The organism is Streptococcus equinus (assembly GCF_900101445.1).
Classification (GTDB): domain Bacteria; phylum Bacillota; class Bacilli; order Lactobacillales; family Streptococcaceae; genus Streptococcus; species Streptococcus equinus_B.
This window is the reverse complement of record NZ_FNKE01000001.1, coordinates 890,371-912,961: the sequence shown is the minus strand read 5'-3', so window position 1 is coordinate 912,961 and position 22,591 is coordinate 890,371. Positions and strand designations below refer to the sequence as shown.

Below are 22,591 nucleotides of genomic sequence, written 5' to 3'. Positions count from 1 at the left end.
CAGAAATCAAAGGAGGGAGTTAGAGATGAGAGAAAAAATAAGTTTAAACCAATCTTGGCTATTTCACCTTGGTGAGTTACCGAATCCACCCAAAAAATTAGCTAAAAAAGCCTTTGCATTTGGTGGCTATACAGCTAGTTTGCCTGAGGAAAATCAACCACGCTTACCGGTGAGCCCAGGAGGTAATCATTTTTTAAAATTGATTGCTCAGGGTGATGCCGAGATTGGACTAAGAAATCTTTGCGGGACAGATTTGAAGAGCCATTTAGATGATTCTTGGACAACAGTTGATTTGCCACATGATTGGAAAGTTGCCTTACCTTATGAGGATAATCCGATGAATTTGATGGCAGGTTCAAAGCCTGATGGTGTGGGCTATTATCGTAAACGCTTTGCTGTCGCAGAAAATGCTAGATTGAACAAGCGAGTAATACTTCACTTTGAAGGGGTGAGTCGCTTTGCAGATATTTGGTTGAATGGCGCTTATCTTGGACATAATAATAGTGGCTACAATTCTTTCTCATTTGATGTCAGTGAGATGCTTTATTATGGCGATGAAGGAAAGAATACCCTGCTGGTAAAAGCTGATACGACAGATGGAAGCGAAGGCTGGTGGTATGAAGGAGCAGGAATTTACAAGGATGTTTACCTTGAGATAAAACCAGAAATTTATCTAAATGAAGATGATTTTTATGTCTATACAAAATCTTTGAGTGATGATACGGCAGAGCTAGGCATCGAACTTTCAGTGACAAATGAAAGTAGCAAATCAGTCAAAATCGCACCGCAAGTTTCTCTTTCAGACCAAGTCATTACATTTAATGAACAAGTGATTGGACCACTTGCCACAGTAGCTTTTTCTAGTGAGCTGACTTTGGAAAATCCGAAAATCTGGTCACCAGAACATCCAAATTTGTACCAAGCAAAAGTCGAAATTTCTGGAGATAATCTTTCTAAATCATTTGGTATTCGAACTTTTTCTTATGACAAGACAGGATTTTATTTGAATGGTCATCCGTACGAATTGCACGGTGTTTGTGAACATCAGGATTTTGCGGGAGTTGGAGTGGCTCTTTCTAAAGATATCATTGATTACAAAATTAAAGTCATGAAGGAAATGGGGGTTAATGCATATCGAAGTTCTCACCATTTTGCTTCAAAAGAACTGCTAGAGGCTTGTGATAAATATGGAATTCTTGTCATGAACGAAAACCGTCTGCCAGAAAGCAGTCCATGGCGTTTAACTGATTTAGAAAGAATGGTAAAAAAATCTCGTATGAACGCTTCTATTGCCTTCTGGTCAATTAGTAACGAGGAACTAATTGGAAATACAGCTTTTGGCAGTCGCAATGCTACACGCTTTGCTCAGTTAATCAAATCTTTGGATTATGAGCATTTACTTGTATCTGCTGAATTATTAAGTCCAGAAGGATACGTTGATGAAGATTATCTTCAACATTTTGATATTCTTGGAGTTAATTACCCAGAAGCAGGTGTGATGGGAGCAGGTGCTGAAATTATTCATCAACAACACCCAGACTTACCAATAATGTCTACGGAAAATGCTTCTTATTTTTCAACGCGAGGTATTTATAAGGACGATGCCGATAATTGTCAGTGTAATAACTTTGGTTCCATGTATTCTATGGTACTTCCTGGAAAACGTCAGCCAGGAGATCCGGGTGTGGGAGGAACGGCTCATCCCGAAGAAGTTATGTGCTATCTGAAAGATCACCCTTATATGGGCGGTGTCTTTCTTTGGACGGCTTTTGATTATTTTGGAGAACCATCGCCGTTTGGTTATCCTGGAATCGGCTCTCAATTTGGTATTTGTGATGGTAATGGCTTTCCAAAGGATTACTATTATTATTACAAGGCTCACTGGACAACTGCCCCAATGGTCCATGTGATGCCGCATTGGAATAAGGAAGGTTTAGAAATCGATGAGTCGGGAAAAACACCAGTTCGTGTCTTTTCAAATGCTGATTCAGTTGAAGTTTTTATCAATGGCGTTAGTCAAGGTAAAAAAGAAATTACGGATTGTCAAGCTAATTATAAAGTAGTTTATCAAGCAGGTGAACTTAAAGTTTTAGCTTATAAGGATGATGAGATTGTTGCGCAAGATATTAAACATACCTCAGGAAGAGTAAACGATGTTGTGGCAACAAAACTTTATTCTGGAGATCACCTTGTCTTATTTGAAATAACTGCTTTGGATGAGAATGGTTACGCAGTTCCAACAGCTTGTGATGACATTTTAGTTACAAGTGAGAAAGGAACAGTTATTGGCCTTGGCAACGGAAATCCAGCGGATATTTCTGATTATAAATTATGCGAAATTAGCCTATTTTCAGGCAAAGCACTAGCTATTGTTGCCAAAGATAAAGATAATCAAGCAGCTATATCACTTTCTCTAAAATCTGTGAAATAGACACAAAAAAGCTTAATAACGGATATAGAGAAAACGGTTACAGATTTGTATACTATAATCACAAGTTAAAAATCAGAAAGGTAATACTACTATGAGTACTGCAAAAACAAAAATCGGTGTCGTCAGCATGGCTACTCTTGCCATGTCAGGGTCAGTTGCAGGTTCAGCCATTGCTGCTATCTCTGCAGATTTTCCTAACACTCCCATCTCAACTGTTCAGCTTCTATCTACACTCCCAGGATTAGGAGCACTTATCATTACACTTATTGCAGGTCAATTGGCTATGCATGTATCAAAGAAAAACTTAGTTTTACTTGGTGTTGCTTTGGTTACAATTGGTGGTTTGATTCCAGCATTTTGGAATAGTTCAATGATTGGCTTACTTGCTTGTTCAGTGATTTTAGGAACAGGTGTTGGGTTTATTTCAACAATTAATCCGATGCTCTTATCTCAATACTTTGACGGTGAAGAACGCTCATCAATGATGGGAATCAACACTGGTATGACTTCACTTGGTTCAATGATTCTTATGGGTGTCGGTGGCGTGCTTGGCGGTCAAAACTGGCGTAATCTTTACTGGGTATTTGCTGTCGGAATCTTAGTCTTTCTGCTAGTGTTAATCTGCCTGCCAAAAGATGAACCTGAAAAAGTGATGGTTACAGCTGATGGAAAAAAAGAAAAAGTATCAACAGTGGCAGTTTTGAAAGAATTACAAGCTCCTGTTTATATCATCATCTTCATTGCATTTCTTCTTGGAATTGCCTATACAGCATATGCAGCCAATCTCTCAATCGTTGTTGCAGAACGTGGTGTTGGTGGTACAGCGATGACTGGTATCATTAATGCCGTTGGTACTATCGGAGGTATCGCAGCTGGATTTGGTCTTAAGTACATTCGAAAAGTGACAAAGCCAAATACACTTGCTTTTGGTTTCATCGCTTTGCTAGTCACACTTGTTTTGACTTACTTGTCAGCAAATCCATTTGTCTTGATGATTGCAGCTATTTTTGCAGCTATGGCTATGGTAATGGTTATGGCAACTTGCCCATTCTTGTTGTCAATGGTTTCTAAACCAGCTCAAATTCCAGTAGTTATGTCAGTTTACGCCTTTGTTAACTCACTTAGCTCAGCTATTGCTCCAAAATTAATTAGTCTTTTACATGTGCCAGCTGGTGTGCCATCATTTATCTTTGCTGGTGTGGTTTCTATCCTTGTTGCAGTTGTTCTTATCCTTACACGTTTTGGTGAAAAAGCCGAAAGCGGTGCCTTCATCCCAGACGGACGCGGAACAGCCGAAGAAGCTGCGCGTGCATAACATATTAAGAGCTACAGAATTTATTTGAGTTTTGTAGCTCTATTGTATATATTGGAGAAAACTTATGAAACAATTATTATTTAATGAAAACTGGAAATTTTGGAATGATAAAAACTCTTTTGCTTTAGTATGGAATATTCCAGAAACAGCGCAAGAAGTAACGTTGCCACATGACGCTATGATTCATCAAGAACCACATGCGGATAGCTTAAATGGTGGTAATACAGGATTTTATGATGGTGGTAATTATGTTTATGTTAAGAATTTAGTTGTCACTTCTGATATGTTAAATCAAATTATTGCATTAAGATTTGATGGGGCGTATATGAATACTTACGTCTATGTCAATGGACAACTTGCAGGCAGTCATCATTATGGTTATACTGGCTTTGTTGTTAAGGTAAATGATTTTGTTCATGAAGGAAATAATGAAATTCGTGTTCAGGTTCGAAACGGCGCAATGAGCAATAGTCGATGGTATTCAGGTAGCGGTCTATATCGCGATGTTTATCTTCTTACAAGTAACTTATTACACATTGAACCTAAGGGGACAATGGTTAAGACGTTAGAAATTGATCAAAATGATGCTATGATTGAAATTTCAGTTCCAATTAGCAATGCATCTCCACAAGCAAAGACAACATACGTTTGTTTTGAGATAAAAGATAATGAAGGAAAATGTATTTGTAGTGACAAACGTCCGTACTTTTTATACAGCAATGAAAGTAGAAAAATCAGTGGTCGCTATTTAATAAAAAATGCTAATACCTGGAGTGCAGAAAATCCTAGCCTTTATACGATTAAAACTTCTATCGTTTTTAATGGTGAGCAAGTAGATATTGATGAACGCACATTTGGTATTAGAACTCTTAGTGTTGATTCAAAAAGAGGACTACGAATTAACGGTCAAACAACTAAATTAAGAGGAGCTTGTATTCATCATGACCAAGGTCTTTTAGGGGCAGCAACTTATGAAGCTTCAGAGCGCCGTCGTATTAAGATTTTGAAGGAAGCAGGCTTTAATGCTATTCGAATGTCTCATCATCCATCATCTCCTGTTTTGTTAAAAGTGTGTGATGAGTTAGGGATGTATATCATGGATGAGACTTTTGATATGTGGACACGTTTTAAATCTGATCACGACTATAGTCAGTTCTTTAAAGATGATTGGAAGACAGATGTGAGAGCAATGGTAGAATCAGATTTCAACCATCCAAGTGTAATTCTTTATTCTATCGGAAATGAAATTCCAGAAATTGCAACTCAACAAGGTAGTCATCTTGCTAAAGAAATTAATGACTTTATTAAACTGTCCGATGATACAAGACCGACCCTTGCAGCTATTAATGGTGTTTTTGTTTCAGGTGATTCAATGGATGATATTATGAATGATGTTTTAAAACACCATCCAGAAGCTTTGGATGAAGATGGTAATGTAAATGATTTTATGTCTGCACTGGAAGATAATATGGACGAAATTGTTACACATGACATTGTTAGTAAGAATCTTGAAGTAGCTACTGCGATGACTGACATTGCTGGGTATAATTACATGACTGCTAGATATGAGAAAGATAGTAAAGAGTATCCTAATCGTGTTATGGTTGGTAGTGAAACTTACCCTCCAGAAATTGCTCGAAATTGGAAATTAGTAAAAGAACTGCCAAGTGTTATTGGAGACTTTACATGGACTGGATGGGACTATATTGGAGAGGCTGGTATTGGAATTCCAGCTTATCGTGAAGGAGAAGGTGGACTTGGCGCAACGTATCCATGTCAATTAGCATATTGTGGTGATATTGATATAACAGGATTTAGACGTCCTATGTCATACTATCGAGAAATTGTTTTTGGTAAGCGAAAAGCTCCGTATATTGCAGTTCAAAATCCATATCACTATGGAGAAACACTATTAAAAACTTCATGGATAATGTCTGATGTGGTATCTTCTTGGACATGGTCAGGCGCTGAACACAAACCAGTAATTGTTGAAGTATATGCTCCTGGAGATGAAGTCGAATTATATCTTAACGACCGTTTGATTGAGAGAAAAAACGTTGGTGAAGAGATCGGTTATTTAACACGATTTGAAACTGTATATGAACCAGGTGAATTAAAGGCTATTAATTATCAAAACGGTGAAGTCATTTCATCAACTACCCTAAATACGGCTAATAAAAATGACTCACATTTGGTTGTTCAGGCAGAAAATCAAAACGAAGACTTGCTTTACTTATCCATTGAAAATCGTGACAATCAAAATAGAGTTATCACAGATTTAGAAAAGCATCTTAAAATAGCTGTAGAAGGTGCTGATTTGTTAGCTTTTGGTAGTGCTAACCCTAAACCAACAGGAATTTATCAGTCTTGTGAGACAACAACTTTTAATGGGAGAGCTTTAGCAATCTTAAGAAAGAATCAAAATGTCGTAAAAGTTTGTGTGAATAGTGGTCAAGAATCGTGTCAATTATTATTAGATTAGTGTAGACAGATATCCCCCCTTTGCAGCTTGGTTAAATCGCTTATTTTAGCGATGAACAATCTGTAAAAATGATACGTTAAATCTGGCATTTTTAACTTGATAAGTATTTTAAAAATGCTAAAATTAAAATGTAAACGTTTTCTAAAAACAAAAAATCATAAGGAGGCTATGCTCATGTCAGTATTTTATGTTCCATCTCAAAACCTTATTGGTCGCGGAGTGATTAAAGAAATCGGAAGTCATATTAAAGAATTAGGCTACCAAAAGGCTCTTTTGGTAACAGACCATTTTATTGCTGGAAGTGATATTTTACCTAAAGTAACTGCACCTCTTGATGCAGAAAATATTGATTATGTTGTTTATAGCGATGTTGATCCAAATCCAACAGTCAAAAATGTCGAAGAAGGTCTAGCTACTTTGAAAGAAAATGCTTGTGACTTTATCATCTCACTTGGTGGTGGTTCACCACAAGATGCTGCTAGCTGTATTTCAATTTTGGCAACAAATGGTGGTCGTCCGCAAGACTACGAAGGTGTCAACAAATCATCTAAAAAAGGTCTTCCTGTTGTAGCCATTAATACGACTGCAGGAACATCAGCTGAAATTACAATCAACTACGTCATTACAGATGAAGAGCGCAAAGTTAAAATGGTTATGGTTGATAAAAATAGCTTAGCCTTGATGTCAGTTAATGATCCAGAACTTATGGTTTCAATGCCAAAATCATTAACAGCTGCAACAGGTATGGATGCTTTGACTCACGCAATCGAAGCCTTGGTGACACCAGGTGCTTACGGTGCAACGAAAAAATTGTCAATCGGAGCAATTGAGCTAATCAAAGAATTTTTGCCACGAGCTGTTGAAAATGGTGAAGATTTGGAAGCGCGTGAAGCTATGGTCAATGCTATTTTCTTAGGTGGTATGGCATTTAATAATGCAGGACTAGGTTATGTGCACGCGATGGCTCACCAACTTGGAGCAGTTTACCATTTGCCACACGGTGTCTGCTGTGCCATGATTTTGCCAATCGTCGAACGTGAAAATGCCAAACACGTTCCAGCAGCTTTCCGAGATGTGGCTAAAGGACTAGGACTTCATACAGAAGATAAAAGTGACCAAGAATGTGCTGATTACGCTATTGCAGAAATTGAAAAATTGTCAGCAACAGTTGGTATTCCTAAGAAATTGACTGAGCTTGGTATCAAGGAAGAAGAATTCGACTTCGAATTTCTTTCTAAAAACGCTTTGCTCGATGCCTGCGCACCAGGTAATCCATTTATGCCAACACTTGAAGAAACAATCGAACTTTACAAACAATTGTTTTAAATAGAAAAAAGCCAGGTTTCAAAATGGAACCTGGCTTTTTTATGCCTTGATTTTCTTGTATTCTTTATGATTGATTAGTAAAAAGAATAAAAGACATAAAATAAGTTGAACTGTAGATGAAATAGGTGTTCCAAGGCCAATATAGAACAAGCTTTTTTGTGGAAGTAAGCTCATGAAGTAGACCACAGGAATTCTAATGAAGAAAGCTCCGATGATACCCTGAAGCATGACAAAAAATGTTTTTCCTAAGCCATTGAAGTATCCAACGAAGCAGAATACAACACTGATAATCATGCAGTCAATAGCGTATGATTTTAGGTAATCATGAGATGATTTGATAAGTTCCATATTTTTTGAAAAAATGGAAGACATGGTATCACCATGTGTAAAAGTTAAAATAGCCATGACAAAGCCTACGATAAGGCTTGATAGGATTCCGTATTTTAACGCTAAATTTGCTCTGTTTTTTTGCTTAGCACCAATATTTTGAGCGACAAATGCTGACATTGATTGCATATAAGCTGAAGGAATCAGCATGATGAAGACACAAACTTTTTCAGCAATTCCAACGCCACCTGATGCCACAATTCCAAGATTATTTGCTGTAGCCTGAATAAAAAGAAATGATAAAGATACAAGTAAATCTTGTGTAGCCACAGGAGCACCTAATTTGAGGAGTATTTTCCAAATGTGTTTATCAATCTGTAAAAAGGATCTTGTAAAATGAAATGGCAAATCTTTTTTCTTGATGATTAAAAGAGAAGTGATAACACTAATTGCTTGGGATAGAACTGTTGCAAGTGCAGCGCCTGAACTTCCTAAATTCAAAACTGCGACAAAAAAGATATCAGCGATAATATTGATAATACAGGCAATTAAAACAGTAATAAATGGTGTTGTAGAATCACCAATTCCCCTGAAAATAGCACCAAGCAGGTTATAAGCTACAATAAAAATAGCGCCACATCCGCAGATAAAAATGTATTTTTGCGTGGCATGTACTGCTGAGGTAGGGGAGTGAAGAAGTTTAGCTAAGTCACTGCTGTAAATGGTTAATAATAGAACGAGAAAAAAAGAAAGAACAAGAAATAAAGTGCAGGCTGCTCCGATGTATTGCCCTGCTTTTTCTTTTTGATTTTGCCCGATTAAGCGCCCAACAGCAATCGTGATTCCCATAGCAAGCCCGATGACAGCGGTTGTGACTGTTTGGAGTAGTTGACTGCCGGTTGCTACTGCTGAAACATCAATAGCTTTTGCAAATTGTCCCACAACAATAAGGTCTGCTGCTCCATATAGCGCTTGAAGTAAAAGTGTTAATAAAACTGGTATCGCAAAGCCAAATAGCGATTTAAGAATTGGACCTTTGGTAAGAGAAATGGACATGATTAACCTCCTTTATAATAAAAAAAGCTGGACAAGGTAGGAGAAAACTCTCTACCTTATCCAGCACCATTTTCTATGATACCCTCCGGTAAGCATAGATATTGTATCAAAGCCAAATTTTATTGTCAACGAGGAGACTAGATTGGAATATAAAAATACCTATTTTTGAGAAAAATTTCTTTGCAAAACAAAAAGAATGTGTTAAGATAGTACCTAAAAAATTTAATTAGAGGAGGCTAACTTGGATACAACAACGTTAAAAGACTTGGCAAAGACAGAATTACATTGTCACTTGGATGGTTCGATTTCATTGGAGACAATTCGTCAATTAGCAGATATGGCAGATATTGCTGTTCCTGAATCTGATGATGAATTGAAAAAGCTTGTCGTGGCACCTGCTGAGGCAGAATCTTTGATGGATTACCTTAAGGCGTTTGATTTTATTCGTCCGCTTTTACAGACAAAGAAGGCTTTACACTTAGCGGCTTACGATGTGGCTAGACAAGCTGCGCAGGAAAATGTGATTTATACTGAAATCCGTTTTGCGCCTGAATTTTCAATGGATGAAGGATTGACTGCTTCTGAGACCGTTGAAGCAGTTCTGTCAGGTCTTAAGCAGGCAGAAACAGATTTTGGCATTGTGGCTAAGGTTCTCGTCTGTGGCATGAAACAATCACCTGCCCATGTGACGCGTGATATTTTTGACCATGTTGTCCAGTTAGCTGACAAAGGATTAGCTGGTTTTGATTTTGCAGGAAATGAACTAGATTTTCCACCTGCAGAATTAGAGGCTATCATTAAGCACACTCAGGAGTTAGGACTTCCTTTGACATTTCACGCTGGTGAATGTGGCTGTGCTCATTACATTGTGGATACCATTGCTCTTGATATCAAGCGTATCGGACATACCACAGCCATTTATGACCAACCTGAATTGATTCAAGAATTTGTCAAAAAAGGAGTGACAGCTGAGTTATGCTTGACAAGCAATCTCCAAACCAAAGCTGCGAAATCTTTAGCTGAGTTTCCTTTTCTTACTTTGAAAAATGCTGGTGCTAAGATTACCATTAACACCGATAACCGTACGGTTTCTGACACTAACTTAACAAGAGAATACGCGCTCTTTGCCAAACACTTCGGCGTTGGCATCGATGATTTTCTAACATTTAATAAAAATGCTATCCAAGCATCCTTTACCACAGAAGCTCAAAAAGCTGATTTATTATCGAAAATTGACAATTTATATAAAACATTTCTGTAAAAATATGCTACAATAGTGGTAATTTATGTTTGGAGGGAACTATGGCTTTAGTTAAGATTGTCTATGCCAGCATGACAGGAAATACTGAAGAAATTGCTGACATTGTTGGAAATAAGTTCGAAGAACTTGGACACACTGTCGAAGTAGACGAATGTACAACAGTTGACGCAGCTGATTTTGAAGATGCTGATGTTGCGATTGTTGCATCATACACATACGGTGATGGTGAATTGCCAGATGAAATCGTTGATTTTTACGAAGATCTTGCAGATGTTGATTTGACAGATAAAATCTTCGGTGTTGTCGGATCTGGTGATACTTTCTACGATTACTTCTGTAAAGCAGTTGACGAATTTGAAGCACAATTTGCCTTGACTGGCGCAACAAAAGGTGCGGATTCAGTTAAAGTTGACTTGTCTGCAGAAGATGAAGATATTGCAAATCTAGAAGCTTTCGCAGAAACTATTTCTGAAAAAGTAAACTAAATAAAAAACTGAGGTTGGAGTGTGCTCCAATCTCTTTTTTTCTCTTCCTTTCATAAAGAATGTTTTATAAAGTGAGGTGTCATTATGACCAAAAATAGAGATTATGATTATGGTTTTCACGATGATCTTACCCCGACTTATTCGACGGGGAAAGGGTTAACCGAAGAAATCGTGCGAAACATATCAGCTTACAAGCATGAACCCAAATGGATGCTTGATTATCGTTTGAAGAGCTTGGAGTTGTTTTATAAACTCCCCATGCCTGATTTTGGACCTGATTTGTCTGGAATTGACTTTGATGATGTCATTTATTTCCAAAAATTAGCTGATAAGAAGGTTAATGACTGGGATGATGTTCCAGATAAGATTAAAGAAACTTTTGAACGTTTGGGCATTCCACAAGCCGAGCGTGACTACCTTTCTGGTGCGGTAGCCCAGTATGAGTCTGAAGTGGTCTACCATAATATGAAAGAAGAGTTTCAAAAACAAGGCATTATTTTCACTGATACTGATACGGCTTTGCAAGAATATCCTGAACTATTTAAAGAGTATTTTGGGAAAATTGTTTCAAACAGTGAACACAAATTTGCAGCTCTAAATGGTGCTGTTTGGTCTGGTGGAACTTTCATTTATGTGCCAAAGGGTGTGCAATGTGACATTCCAGTACAGACTTATTTTCGTATCAATGGTGAAAACGCTGGGCAATTTGAACGTAGCTTGATTATTGTTGATGAAGGAGCTTCAATTCAATACATTGAAGGTTGTACCGCTCCCAATTACACGACCAATAGCCTTCATGCGGCAACGGTAGAAATTATTGTCAAACGTGATGCTAGTTTTCGCTACACGACTATGCAGAACTGGTCAGATAATGTCTATAACCTAGTAACGGAACGTGGTAAAGTTGAAGAAAATGGCATGTTAGAGTGGATTGACGGAAATCTCGGAAGTAAGGTTAATATGAAATACCCATGCTCGATATTAGACGGTTCACACGCCAAAACTTCAGTGCTTTCTATGGCTTTTGCCAATTATGGTCAACACTTAGATGCTGGCTGTAAAGTTTATCACAATGCTCCACATACCTCATCAACCTTGATTTCAAAATCAGTGGCTAAAGATGGCGGAAAGACTGACTATCGTGGTTCAGTTTATTTTGGCAAGCATAGCGAGGGCTCAAAATCACACATTGAGTGTGACACGATTTTGATGGATGATTTATCAAGTTCAGATACTATCCCATTTAATGAAATTCATAACTCAAATGTATCTTTGGAACATGAAGCTAAGGTCTCAAAAGTTTCTGAAGAACAACTTTACTACATGATGAGTCGAGGAATTTCCGAAGAAGAAGCAACAGCCATGATTGTTAATGGCTTTATGGAGCCAATCACCAAAGAACTTCCTATGGAATACGCTGTTGAGATGAATAGTCTAATTACTATGAGTATGGAAGGCTCTGTTGGTTGAGTGTTTGAAAATTCTAAAAATAACATTTTTATCTCTAAAGCCTTCTTGTCAAGCTATTAACTTTTCTTTATAATGGAAGCGATATGAAAAAACTTGAGTACAGATATGGTCAGCTACGTAAATTTTTAGTGGTTTTCGGTCTGCTTAGTATAGGTGGTTACTTTTTCATTTATATTATTAGACATTGGCAGTTGATTATTGCTTTTTGGCAATCTAGCTCAAAGACAGCTCTAACACAGTTTTTGATGCAGTTGCGAACAAAAAATCTGCTGAATATCACTATTTTGCTATTTTTGACAGCTCTGACAGCAGCCATTCCTTTTATGTCGAATGCGATTTTTGCTATCTTTAATGGCTTGATTTATGGACCTGCTATTGGATTTTTGATGAATCTCTCAGCAAATGTCCTTGGAAATTTTCTCTTTGTCAGAGTTCTGGAAATGATTGATTTGAAGGACAATGATAGCAAGTTAAAGAAACATTTTGCAGGATTAAAAAATGTCATCGATGCTGTTGAAAATCAAGAATTGGGAATCATGCTTGGTTATATGATTCCTGTGATTCCAACCCTGCTCATCAATTATCACGTGGCAAAAATCAAATTGCCTTGGCGCAGATGGTTTCTCTACGTTACAATTGGAGTAGCTCCGAGCAGTTTATTGTATGCGTTAGGTGGAGATGCGGTTGTCGCAGGAAATCTAAGACTCATTATTGTACTGCTTGTTATTTTTATTGCCATCAGCTTATTGGGAACTTATTTCAAACGAAAAAAGAATAAGTTATCTTTATAGTAGAAATTCAAAAAAAGATAAGGATAGAGAAAAAATGTCAGTAAAAGATTTGGATGTTATCCGTCAAGAAATTGATCAAGTGGATCAGGAATTGGTTGCACTTCTTGAAAAACGTATGACCTTGGTGAACCAAGTAGCAGCGTATAAAAAAGCTACTGGAAAAGCTATTTTAGATACCAGTCGTGAAGATGCTGTCTTAAAAAAAGTGGCTAGCCGTGTTCAAAATAAAGCTTTTGAGGCAACATTAGTTGATACTTTTGTGGACATCATGAAAAATTCACGCAACTATCAATCTAAGCAATTGAAAGCTGATTTAGATTAAGAAGGTAGCTCTAATGATTAAAAAGTTAAAAGATAACCAAGATTATTCTTATGGTGTCCTCTTAAAAGTCATCGGCGCAAGTCTTCTTATTGGATTTCTGATAGGCTGTGTCGATACTGTATTTGGTCGCGTCTTGTTAATGCTTAGTGCTTTTCGAACAGAAAACTTCAATTATGTGATTCCATTTTTGGGCTTAATTGGGCTTGTTATTGTTTTTCTTTATCAAAAAGCGGACAGTCGAGCTAGCAAAGGAATGGGGCTACTTTTTGCGGTGAGTCAAGGAGATGAAAAGGAAATTCCTTTGGTTATGTTACCTTTGGTGACCGTAGCGACTTGGCTAACTCATCTTTTTGGAGGAAGTGCTGGACGTGAAGGTGTAGCTGTTCAATTAGGGGCAACCATCTCTCATGCTTTTAGCAAGTTTTTCTCTTTTGAAAATAGCTCCCGCTTGTTTCTTGTAACGGGTATGGCAGCTGGTTTTGCTGGTTTATTTCAAACGCCATTGGCGGCTGTCTTTTTCGGACTTGAAATCCTAGTTCTTGGCAAGTTACAATTGTCAGCTCTTTTGCCAATGACAATTGCTTCGTTTGTGGCAAGTGCAACATCACACACATTAGGATTAGAGAAATTCTCCCATTTTGTTGATGTTTCATTGACGTTTAATCCATGGCTATTTTGCAAACTTGCTTTGTTAGGACTTATTTTTGGGCTAGTCGGTAATGCCTTTGCAGCTTTGCTTGCTTTTGCCAAACAAAAAGCAAAAGAGGTCATGGATAATCCTTACTATCGTATTTTATTTGGTGGGATTGTACTTAGTCTTCTTTTCTTGATGTTGTACCATGGGCGTTATTCAGGCCTTGGAACTAATCTGATTGATGCTAGCTTTTCTGGGAAAGACATTTACTTTTATGATTGGCTTTTGAAGTTGGTCTTGACTGTGGCAACTTTGGCAATCGGTTTTCAAGGTGGAGAGGTCACACCGCTTTTTGCCATCGGTGCTTCACTTGGTGTTGTTTTAGCAAATGTCTTTGGTTTACCAGTTGAATTCGTTGCTGCAGCTGGCTACATCAGTGTTTTCGGAAGTGCTACAAATACGCTTTTAGCTCCAATCTTTATTGGAGGAGAAGTCTTTGGTTTTGCAAATTTACCATATTTTGCTTTGGTTATGATTTTTGCTTACAGCCTTAATCGAAACCACTCTATTTACACAGGACAAGAAGTTTTAGCCTTCTAGAAAAAAGCTCAAAAAAGTCAGGCATTTTGCTTTACAGCCATAGGTATTTTTGGTAAAATACGAAGAGTGTGTAATGGACGCACTAAAATACGGCTAATCCGCTGGGACAAGCACCTAATGATTAGTAAGATAGGAGAATAAATAAATGAATCCATTAATTCAAAGCTTGACTGAAGGTCAACTACGTACTGACATCCCTGCATTCCAACCTGGTGATACTGTTCGTGTTCACGCAAAAGTTGTTGAAGGAAGCCGCGAACGTATCCAAATTTTCGAAGGTGTGGTTATTTCACGTAAAGGTCAAGGGATCTCAGAAATGTACACAGTTCGTAAAATTTCAAGTGGTATCGGTGTTGAACGTACATTCCCAGTTCACACTCCACGTGTAGAAAAAATCGAAGTTGTTCGTCACGGTAAAGTACGTCGTGCTAAACTTTACTACTTGCGTGCATTACAAGGTAAAGCTGCTCGTATTAAAGAAATCCGTCGTTAATTTTGACGATAAAGATTCGATAATAAAAATCTGTCCTAGCGACAGATTTTTTCATAGCTCCCCTTAGTTCAATGGATATAACAACTCCCTCCTAAGGAGTAGTTGCTGGTTCGATTCCGGCAGGGGAGAGAAGAAGCGAGTTTATTTAGGTCATCCAGACTGGGCTAAATTGACTTGTTTGACCAATAAAAGGCTGAGCCCAGTAGGGTTCAGTTTTTTTCTTTTCTTGAAAATGTACAGGAAAATCCCTGAAAAACACGGCTTAAATTTTTCTGAAAAATTCTCGTATTTTCACCAGCTTTTTTCCTCAATTCTAAATAAAAAATGATATAATATTTTTTGACTAGAAACGAAGGAAGTAAAATGGCGAGAAAAAAATATTCTATTGATAGTCGCATTGACTATTCTGTAATTTTACCAGTTTTTTTTCTTTTGCTAATTGGTTTGGTAGCCGTTTATATTGCAACTTCAAATGACTATCCTGGAACAATTGCAAAAGTAATGACGCAACAAGGCGTTTGGATCTTTTTGGGCTGTGTAGTTGCCTTTGTTGTCATGCTCTTTAGTACCGAATTTTTATGGAAAGTCACCCCTTATTTGTATGGCTTGGGCTTGGCTTTGATGATTTTACCTTTAATTTTTTATAGTCCAGAATTGGTAGAGTCAACCGGTGCCAAAAACTGGGTAACCATTGGGTCAGTGACCTTATTTCAACCTTCTGAATTTATGAAGGTCTCTTACATTTTGATGCTTGCCAGAGCATCTATTTGGTTTAGACACAAGGTGCCAGAAGATACTCTTAAAAATGATTGGAAGCTTCTTGGAATCTTTGCATTGATTACCTTGCCTGTCATGGTACTTTTAGGTTTGCAAAAAGACCTAGGAACAGCCATGGTCTTCTCAGCTATCCTAGCTGGTTTGATTTTGTTATCAGGTATTTCTTGGTGGATTATCTTACCTGTTGTGATTGCAGTAACGGTGATTATTGGTGGTTTTCTAGCTCTATTTTTATCACCTCACGGCAAAGATATCTTCTATGGCTTGGGAATGGATACCTATCAAATTAACCGTATTTCAGCTTGGTTAGATCCATTTTCATACGCTAAGTCAATTGCATACCAACAAACTCAAGGGATGATTTCAATTGGTAGTGGTGGTCTTAACGGTAAAGGCTTTAATGTCATTGATCTTTCTGTTCCTGTTCGTGAAAGTGATATGATTTTCACGGTTATTGCTGAAGACTTTGGCTTTATTGGTTGTGCGGTTGTCATGACTTTATATCTTGTCTTGATTTATCGTATGATTCGTGTGACTTTTGAGTCTAATAATCGATTCTACACTTACATCTCAACTGGATTTATCATGATGATTTTGTTCCACATTTTTGAAAATGTTGGTGCTGCGATTGGTATTTTGCCTTTGACAGGTATTCCGTTGCCGTTCATTTCACAAGGTGGGTCATCATTGATTACTAATTTGATTTGTGTTGGTTTGATTTTGTCAATGAGTTATCAAAATAATTTGCATCACGAACAAGAAATCGAAGAACATTTCAGAAGAAGTGAACGTTATTAAAAGAGGTTTGGGACGTCTCCCAAGCCTTTTTTGCTGCCCAAAAAAAGTGATTTTTCCGTCAAAAAAATAGTTTAAAAATTCTGTTTTCTTGTGTTGGAAATTGATGGGGTAGAGACTATAAAAAAATGTAAAATTGTGATATAATATCAGTTATGAATTACCATGATTATATCTGGGATTTGGGTGGCACTTTACTCGATAATTACGAAATGTCCACTCAGGCTTTTGTGAAAACTTTAGCTGATTTTGGCTGTCAAGCATCGCATGATGATGTCTATGAAAAGCTGAAGGAATCAACAGATGCCGCTGTTAAAAAATTTATCCCAAACCAACCACAATTTTTGAAAGCATATAAAGCATTAGAAGCCGATTATTTGAAAACACCGGTTCTTTTTACAGGCGCCAGCGAGGTTTTGCAGGCAATTGTGGCTAGCGGTGGGAGAAATTTCTTGGTTTCTCATCGAAATAAACAAGTCCTTGATATTTTAGAAAAAACAAAGGTACTTCCTTATTTCACTGAAGTCGTGACATCAGAAAGCGGCTTTGCTCGTAAACCAAATCCAGAGTCAATGTTATACCTCAAAGAAAAGTATAAGATTGATAATGCTTTGGTTATTGGAGATCGTGAAATTGATAAAGAAGCAGGTCAGGCTGCTGGCTTTGATACCTTGTTAGTTGATGGAAAAAAATCCTTATTGGAGATAGTGAAGTAAATGACGGAAGAAAATAAAAATTTAGCAGAATTAGCGAAAGAGTACGATGCGAGTCAGATTCAGGTCCTAGAGGGACTTGAAGCTGTACGCATGCGCCCAGGGATGTATATTGGTTCAACGTCAAAAGAAGGCTTGCACCACTTGGTCTGGGAAATTGTCGATAACTCAATCGATGAAGCCTTGGCAGGATTTGCCACACACATTGAGGTTTTCATCGAGAAAGATAATTCCATTACAGTTGTCGATGATGGGCGTGGTATTCCTGTTGATATTCAAGAAAAAACAGGTCGTCCAGCCGTTGAAACGGTCTTTACAGTATTGCACGCCGGTGGTAAATTCGGCGGTGGCGGTTATAAAGTATCAGGTGGTCTCCACGGGGTAGGTTCATCTGTTGTTAACGCCCTTTCAACACAATTGGATGTGTCTGTTTATCGTGATGGAAAAATCCATTATCAAGAATATCGCCGCGGTCATGTTGTTGATGATTTGAAAGTTATTGGTGACACAGATCGTCACGGTACAACCGTTCACTTCACTCCAGACGGTGAAATCTTTACAGAAACAACAGTATTTGATTTTGATAAATTGGCTAAACGTATTCAAGAACTTGCTTTCTTGAACCGTGGTTTACGCATCTCAATCACTGACAAACGTGAAGGTATTGAACAAGAGCAACATTATCACTACGAAGGTGGTATCTCAAGTTACGTTGAATTTATCAACGAAAATAAAGATGTTATCTTTGATAAACCTATTTACACTGATGGTGAAATGGATGGTATCTCGGTTGAAGTTGCTATGCAATATACAACTGGTTACCACGAGACAGTGATGAGCTTTGCTAACAACATTCACACACACGAAGGTGGTACTCACGAACAAGGTTTCCGTACAGCATTGACACGTGTGATTAATGATTATGCTCGTCAAAATAAATTGCTTAAAGAAAAAGACGATAACTTAACAGGTGATGATGTCCGCGAAGGTCTAACAGCTGTTATTTCCGTCAAACACCCTAACCCACAGTTTGAAGGACAAACCAAAACAAAACTTGGTAACTCAGAAGTTGTCAAAATTACTAACCGTTTGTTTAGCGATGCCTTTGGACGTTTCTTGTTAGAAAATCCTCAAATTGCTAAGAAAATCGTTGAAAAAGGAATTCTTGCTTCTAAAGCGCGTATCGCTGCGAAACGTGCACGTGAGGTAACACGTAAGAAATCAGGTCTTGAAATTTCAAACTTGCCTGGTAAATTGGCAGACTGTTCTTCAAACGACGCAACAATGAATGAATTGTTCATCGTCGAAGGGGACTCTGCGGGTGGTTCTGCAAAATCAGGACGTGACCGCGAGCACCAAGCAATTCTACCAATTCGTGGTAAAATCTTGAACGTTGAAAAAGCAAGTATGGATAAAATTCTTGCTAACGAAGAAATCCGTAGCTTGTTTACAGCTATGGGAACAGGTTTTGGAGCAGATTTTGATGTGACAAAAGCTCGTTACCACAAATTAGTTATCATGACCGATGCTGATGTCGATGGGGCTCACATTCGTACTTTGCTCTTGACATTAATTTACCGCTTCATGCGTCCAGTATTGGAAGCAGGATACGTATATATCGCACAACCACCAATTTACGGTGTTAAAGTTGGTAGTGAAATTAAAGAATACATCCAACCTGGTGCTAATCAGGAAGTTGAACTACAAGCAGCAATTGAGCGCTACAGCAATGGTCGTTCAAAACCATCTGTTCAACGTTACAAAGGTCTTGGTGAAATGGATGACCACCAACTCTGGGCAACAACAATGGATCCAGAAAATCGCTTGATGGCGCGTGTATCTGTTGATGATGCTGCCGAAGCAGATAAGATTTTTGATATGCTTATGGGAGATAAGGTTGAACCACGTCGTGAGTTCATCGAAGAAAATGCGGTTTACAGTACGCTTGATATTTAATCGAATATTAACATAAAAATACTGCACACAATCTCTAAGTATGTTATAATCGTAATGTTATAGCTATTTTTTACGATAAAAAAGACAATTTATAAGGAGTTTTAAATGTCGAGCGGAATTATTTTACTGCTTGTAGCAATAGTTGTTTTAGTCATTATTGCTTATCTAGTTGGCGTCATCGTACGCAAACGAAATGATTCATTGATTGCAAGTTTGGAAGAAAGAAAGCAATCGTTATTTGGATTACCAGTCAATGAAGAAGTAGAAGCTGTTAAAAATCTTCACCTTATCGGACAAAGTCAAACAACATTTCGTGAATGGAACCAAAAATGGGTTGACCTTTCATTAAATTCTTTCTCAGATATTGAAAATCATATTTTTGAAGCTGAAGACCTTAACGATAGCTTCAAATTCATCAGTGCGAAACACGAAATCGACAATGTTGAAAGCCAATTGAATTTGGTTGAAGAAGATATCAATGCTATTCGTGAAGCACTTGCTGTTTTGAAAGAACAAGAAGAAAAGAACAGTGCGCGCGTGAAGCATGCTTTGGACTTATATGAAACACTTCAAGCTTCTATTTCAGAAAAAGAAGACAATTTTGGTTCAACAATGCCTGAAATTGAAAAACAATTGAAGAACATCGAAGCTGAGTTCTCTCAATTTGTAACACTTAACTCAACAGGTGACCCAGTTGAAGCCTCTGAAGTGCTTGATCGAGCTGAAGAACACACCATTGCACTTGGTCAAATCTCAGAACAAATTCCAGCAATTGTTGCTAAATTGGAAGATGATTTCCCAGATCAACTTGATGATTTGGAACAAGGTTACCGTCGTCTACTTGAACAAAATTACCACTTTGCTGAAAAAGACATCGAAGCTCGTTTCCAAGAAGTGCGTGATGCCATTCGTGCAAACTCATCAGAACTTGTGACTTTGGATCTTGATCGTGGTCGTGATGAAAATGAACACATCCAAGAAAAAATCGATTCATTGTATGAATTGTTTGAACGTGAAATTGCTGCTCACAAAGCTGCGCTTAAGGACAGCAAAATCATTCCAGATTACTTGGCACATGCTAAAGCCAATAACGAAAAATTGGAACACGAAATCAAACGCTTGTCTCACAAGTATATCTTGAACGATAACGAAAACTTGAGCCTTCGTTCATTTACTAAAAACTTGGAAGAAATCGAACAAGAAACATTGCCAATCGTTGAAGTTTTTGATAACCAAGATAAACCATTCTCTGAACTTCAATTGATTTTTGATCGCACATTGAAGACCCTTGATGCGGTTGAAGAAGGTCAAATGCAAGTCTTCGAACAAGTTAAAAAAATTGAACAAATCGAAAGCGTTGCTCGTCAAAGCTTGGATCAATACATTAATCGTTTGCACTCAATCAAACGTTACATGGAAAAACGTAACTTGCCTGGAATTCCTCAAGATTTCTTGAGCGCATTCTTCACAACAAGTAAACAATTGGAAGTTTTGATTGATGAACTTAGCCGTGGACGTATTGATATTGAAGCAGTTTCTCGTTTGACAGATGTTGCTACTGCAGCGATTGCTAATCTTGAAGAAGCAACTTACCAAGTTGTTCAAAATGCAACATTGACTGAACAATTGTTACAATACTCTAACCGTTACCGTAGCTTTGAACCAAGCGTTCAAAGTAGCTTCGAACATGCTTTGCATCTCTTTGAAGTAGATAACAATTATCAAGCATCATTTGATGAAATCTCATATGCACTTGAAACAGTTGAACCAGGTGTAACAGATCGTTTTGTTTCATCGTACGAAAAAACACGTGAACAAATTCGTTTCTAAGACGATAATGTCATATAAGAAAAAGGTTTAGAAATTTTCTAAGCCTTTTTTGATGCCTCGTTTTCTATGTTTGGTTAAGTCTGCTTAATTTTTTTGCTATAAATATAAAAAATTCTAAAAATTTAGCTTGCTATTTTCAGAATTTTCTTGTAAAATAACTTTAATATAAAAAAGCGATGATAGAAAAAGCCTGAGACAACAGACAGAGAGTGCTTGGTGGTGAGAAAAGCGTGCAATCCTTAGGCGACACATTCTTGAGTGCGTGTGCGAATGCTTCTAGCTAGTAGTGCACGACGGATGGATCCACGTTACGGGTCAGAAGTCTTGTACTTCATGAGAACAGTTAAGGCGACTTGCTGTTGAATCAAAGGTGGAACCACGTTGTTAACGTCCTTGCAAAGTTTTTTGCGAGGGCGTCTTTTTTATATCAGAAAATAGAAAGGATCTTATTATGACAACTATTAAAGGATTGAGAGAAATTGAACCTTACGTTGCCGGAAGCCAACCAAGTGGTGAAAATTTAATTAAACTAAATACAAATGAAAATGCTTATGGACCAAGTCCAAAAGTAGCAGAAGTTTTTTCACAGTTTGATGTCCATCAATTGCGAAAATATTCGACTTTGGATCAAAAATCATTACGTATTGCGCTTGCTAAGCAACATGGACTTGATCCTGATCAGATTATCGTTGGAAATGGTTCAGATGATATTTTATCAATGGCTTTTCTAGCATTCTTTAATAGTGATGAACCGGTTTTATTTCCTGATTTGACTTATGGATTTTATAAGGTTTGGGCGGATTTGTATCACGTGAATTACCATGAAATTCCATTGAATGAGCAGTTTGAGATTGACTCTAGTGATTACATTGCTGACAATGGTGGGATTATCATTACTAACCCTAATGCGCCGACTGGTATTTATAAATCACTTGACGAGCTTGAAAAGATTATCCGTGCTAATCAAGATGTGGTGGTTATTATTGATGAAGCCTACATTAACTTTGGTGGTCAAACAGCTCTGCCATTGCTTAAAAAATATGAGAATGTTTTTATCACACGAACATTTTCAAAAGATGCTTCACTTGCTGGTTTGCGAGTTGGCTATGGTATGGGAAGTCCAAAATTAATGGCAGTAATTAATGCGGTTAAAAATTCCGTTAATCCATATAATGTTGATTTGATTGCTGAAAAATTATCGCTTGCTGCTGTTGAGTCTTGGGATTACTACGAAGACACTTGCCAAAAAATCATGGCAACCAGAGATTGGTTTGCAAAAGAGTTGAGATTTTTAAACTTTAAGGTTTTAGAATCAAAAACAAACTTTGTCTTGGCAGAATGTCCTGATAATGGTGCGGCTTTATTATTTAACTATTTGCAGGCTAAAAATATTTATGTTCGCTATTTTCCAAAAGTTGAACGCATTAAAAATCACTTGCGTATTTCGATTGGTCGACAAGATGAAATGGAAGAAGTGCTTAAGGCGATTAAAGAATTCTTGGCTGTAGGTTTGAAATGATTTGAGGA

Annotated in this window: 17 protein-coding genes and 1 tRNA gene; 17 read left to right on the top strand and 1 reads right to left on the bottom strand. The window is 37.6% G+C overall.

Going from position 1 to position 22,591, the window contains the following annotated elements; all coding sequences use genetic code 11:
- Positions 1 to 25: 25 nt before the first annotated feature.
- The 4 genes from BLR83_RS04585 (at position 26) to BLR83_RS04570 (ending at position 7,554) form a co-directional block, all read left to right on the top strand.
- Positions 26 to 2,431: a glycoside hydrolase family 2 TIM barrel-domain containing protein gene (locus BLR83_RS04585; protein WP_074560632.1), complete on the top strand. Its 2,406-nt coding sequence runs from the start codon at positions 26 to 28 to the stop codon at positions 2,429 to 2,431.
- 91 nt (positions 2,432 to 2,522) lie between these two features.
- Complete coding sequence (locus BLR83_RS04580; RefSeq protein ID WP_045797735.1) at positions 2,523 to 3,746, top strand: MFS transporter; 1,224 nt, start codon at positions 2,523 to 2,525, stop codon at positions 3,744 to 3,746.
- A gap of 64 nt (positions 3,747 to 3,810) precedes the next feature.
- Positions 3,811 to 6,228 carry a glycoside hydrolase family 2 TIM barrel-domain containing protein gene (locus BLR83_RS04575; RefSeq protein WP_074560631.1) on the top strand — a complete coding sequence of 806 codons (2,418 nt, stop codon included), beginning with the start codon at positions 3,811 to 3,813 and terminating at the stop codon, positions 6,226 to 6,228.
- Between the two features lie 174 nt (positions 6,229 to 6,402).
- The gene (locus tag BLR83_RS04570) at positions 6,403 to 7,554 is read left to right on the top strand and encodes an iron-containing alcohol dehydrogenase (RefSeq protein WP_074560630.1); all 1,152 of its coding nucleotides are present in this window, start codon (positions 6,403 to 6,405) and stop codon (positions 7,552 to 7,554) included.
- A 39-nt stretch (positions 7,555 to 7,593) separates the two neighbouring features.
- On the opposite strand, the gene BLR83_RS04565 is transcribed toward BLR83_RS04570, so the two are convergent.
- Entirely contained in the window at positions 7,594 to 8,937 is a 1,344-nt protein-coding gene (locus tag BLR83_RS04565; RefSeq protein WP_074560629.1) for an MATE family efflux transporter, read from the bottom strand.
- Positions 8,938 to 9,178: 241 nt separating this feature from the next.
- Between BLR83_RS04565 and add the strand changes: the two genes are divergently transcribed.
- The 13 genes from add to hisC all read left to right on the top strand — a co-directional run bounded on the left by add (position 9,179) and on the right by hisC (position 22,583).
- Positions 9,179 to 10,198 (top strand): adenosine deaminase, encoded by a 1,020-nt coding sequence (add, locus tag BLR83_RS04560; protein ID WP_074560628.1) that lies wholly within the window; start codon positions 9,179 to 9,181, stop codon positions 10,196 to 10,198.
- 41 nt (positions 10,199 to 10,239) lie between these two features.
- A complete protein-coding gene (locus BLR83_RS04555) occupies positions 10,240 to 10,683 on the top strand; it encodes a flavodoxin (RefSeq protein ID WP_074560627.1) in 444 nt (147 codons plus the stop codon).
- Positions 10,684 to 10,767: 84 nt separating this feature from the next.
- Entirely contained in the window at positions 10,768 to 12,153 is a 1,386-nt protein-coding gene (gene sufB / locus BLR83_RS04550; protein ID WP_074560626.1) for a Fe-S cluster assembly protein SufB, read from the top strand.
- 83 nt (positions 12,154 to 12,236) lie between these two features.
- Complete coding sequence (locus BLR83_RS04545) at positions 12,237 to 12,944, top strand: TVP38/TMEM64 family protein (protein WP_074560625.1); 708 nt, start codon at positions 12,237 to 12,239, stop codon at positions 12,942 to 12,944.
- A 34-nt stretch (positions 12,945 to 12,978) separates the two neighbouring features.
- Entirely contained in the window at positions 12,979 to 13,266 is a 288-nt protein-coding gene (locus tag BLR83_RS04540; protein ID WP_074560624.1) for a chorismate mutase, read from the top strand.
- A gap of 13 nt (positions 13,267 to 13,279) precedes the next feature.
- A complete protein-coding gene (locus tag BLR83_RS04535) occupies positions 13,280 to 14,500 on the top strand; it encodes a chloride channel protein (RefSeq protein WP_074560623.1) in 1,221 nt (406 codons plus the stop codon).
- 145 nt (positions 14,501 to 14,645) lie between these two features.
- Complete coding sequence (rplS, locus tag BLR83_RS04530; protein ID WP_021142699.1) at positions 14,646 to 14,993, top strand: 50S ribosomal protein L19; 348 nt, start codon at positions 14,646 to 14,648, stop codon at positions 14,991 to 14,993.
- 57 nt (positions 14,994 to 15,050) lie between these two features.
- Positions 15,051 to 15,122: transfer RNA gene (locus tag BLR83_RS04525), tRNA-Arg, on the top strand.
- A gap of 234 nt (positions 15,123 to 15,356) precedes the next feature.
- On the top strand, positions 15,357 to 16,568 hold the full coding sequence (locus tag BLR83_RS04520) for an FtsW/RodA/SpoVE family cell cycle protein (RefSeq protein WP_074560622.1): 1,212 nt from the start codon (positions 15,357 to 15,359) through the stop codon (positions 16,566 to 16,568).
- Positions 16,569 to 16,720: 152 nt separating this feature from the next.
- On the top strand, positions 16,721 to 17,281 hold the full coding sequence (locus BLR83_RS04515; protein WP_039696616.1) for an HAD-IA family hydrolase: 561 nt from the start codon (positions 16,721 to 16,723) through the stop codon (positions 17,279 to 17,281).
- A complete protein-coding gene (gyrB, locus tag BLR83_RS04510; protein ID WP_074560621.1) occupies positions 17,282 to 19,234 on the top strand; it encodes a DNA topoisomerase (ATP-hydrolyzing) subunit B in 1,953 nt (650 codons plus the stop codon). It abuts the gene before it with no gap.
- Positions 19,235 to 19,339: 105 nt separating this feature from the next.
- The gene (gene ezrA / locus BLR83_RS04505; protein ID WP_074560620.1) at positions 19,340 to 21,064 is read left to right on the top strand and encodes a septation ring formation regulator EzrA; all 1,725 of its coding nucleotides are present in this window, start codon (positions 19,340 to 19,342) and stop codon (positions 21,062 to 21,064) included.
- Positions 21,065 to 21,515: 451 nt separating this feature from the next.
- Positions 21,516 to 22,583: a histidinol-phosphate transaminase gene (hisC, locus tag BLR83_RS04500; protein ID WP_074560619.1), complete on the top strand. Its 1,068-nt coding sequence runs from the start codon at positions 21,516 to 21,518 to the stop codon at positions 22,581 to 22,583.
- The last annotated feature ends 8 nt before the right edge of the window (positions 22,584 to 22,591 follow it).

What these genes read in the sequence shown, in the direction of transcription:
- BLR83_RS04515 (WP_039696616.1), top strand. Translation starts at nt 16,721, where the DNA reads ATGAATTACCATGATTATATCTGGGATTTGGGTGGCACTTTACTCGAT.
- BLR83_RS04545 (WP_074560625.1), top strand. Translation starts at nt 12,237, where the DNA reads ATGAAAAAACTTGAGTACAGATATGGTCAGCTACGTAAATTTTTAGTG.
- BLR83_RS04535 (WP_074560623.1), top strand. Translation starts at nt 13,280, where the DNA reads ATGATTAAAAAGTTAAAAGATAACCAAGATTATTCTTATGGTGTCCTC.
- hisC (WP_074560619.1), top strand. Translation starts at nt 21,516, where the DNA reads ATGACAACTATTAAAGGATTGAGAGAAATTGAACCTTACGTTGCCGGA.
- ezrA (WP_074560620.1), top strand. Translation starts at nt 19,340, where the DNA reads ATGTCGAGCGGAATTATTTTACTGCTTGTAGCAATAGTTGTTTTAGTC.
- BLR83_RS04540 (WP_074560624.1), top strand. Translation starts at nt 12,979, where the DNA reads ATGTCAGTAAAAGATTTGGATGTTATCCGTCAAGAAATTGATCAAGTG.
- BLR83_RS04555 (WP_074560627.1), top strand. Translation starts at nt 10,240, where the DNA reads ATGGCTTTAGTTAAGATTGTCTATGCCAGCATGACAGGAAATACTGAA.
- BLR83_RS04520 (WP_074560622.1), top strand. Translation starts at nt 15,357, where the DNA reads ATGGCGAGAAAAAAATATTCTATTGATAGTCGCATTGACTATTCTGTA.
- rplS (WP_021142699.1), top strand. Translation starts at nt 14,646, where the DNA reads ATGAATCCATTAATTCAAAGCTTGACTGAAGGTCAACTACGTACTGAC.
- gyrB (WP_074560621.1), top strand. Translation starts at nt 17,282, where the DNA reads ATGACGGAAGAAAATAAAAATTTAGCAGAATTAGCGAAAGAGTACGAT.
- BLR83_RS04575 (WP_074560631.1), top strand. Translation starts at nt 3,811, where the DNA reads ATGAAACAATTATTATTTAATGAAAACTGGAAATTTTGGAATGATAAA.
- BLR83_RS04570 (WP_074560630.1), top strand. Translation starts at nt 6,403, where the DNA reads ATGTCAGTATTTTATGTTCCATCTCAAAACCTTATTGGTCGCGGAGTG.
- BLR83_RS04580 (WP_045797735.1), top strand. Translation starts at nt 2,523, where the DNA reads ATGAGTACTGCAAAAACAAAAATCGGTGTCGTCAGCATGGCTACTCTT.
- BLR83_RS04565 (WP_074560629.1), bottom strand. Translation starts at nt 8,937, where the DNA reads ATGTCCATTTCTCTTACCAAAGGTCCAATTCTTAAATCGCTATTTGGC.
- BLR83_RS04585 (WP_074560632.1), top strand. Translation starts at nt 26, where the DNA reads ATGAGAGAAAAAATAAGTTTAAACCAATCTTGGCTATTTCACCTTGGT.
- sufB (WP_074560626.1), top strand. Translation starts at nt 10,768, where the DNA reads ATGACCAAAAATAGAGATTATGATTATGGTTTTCACGATGATCTTACC.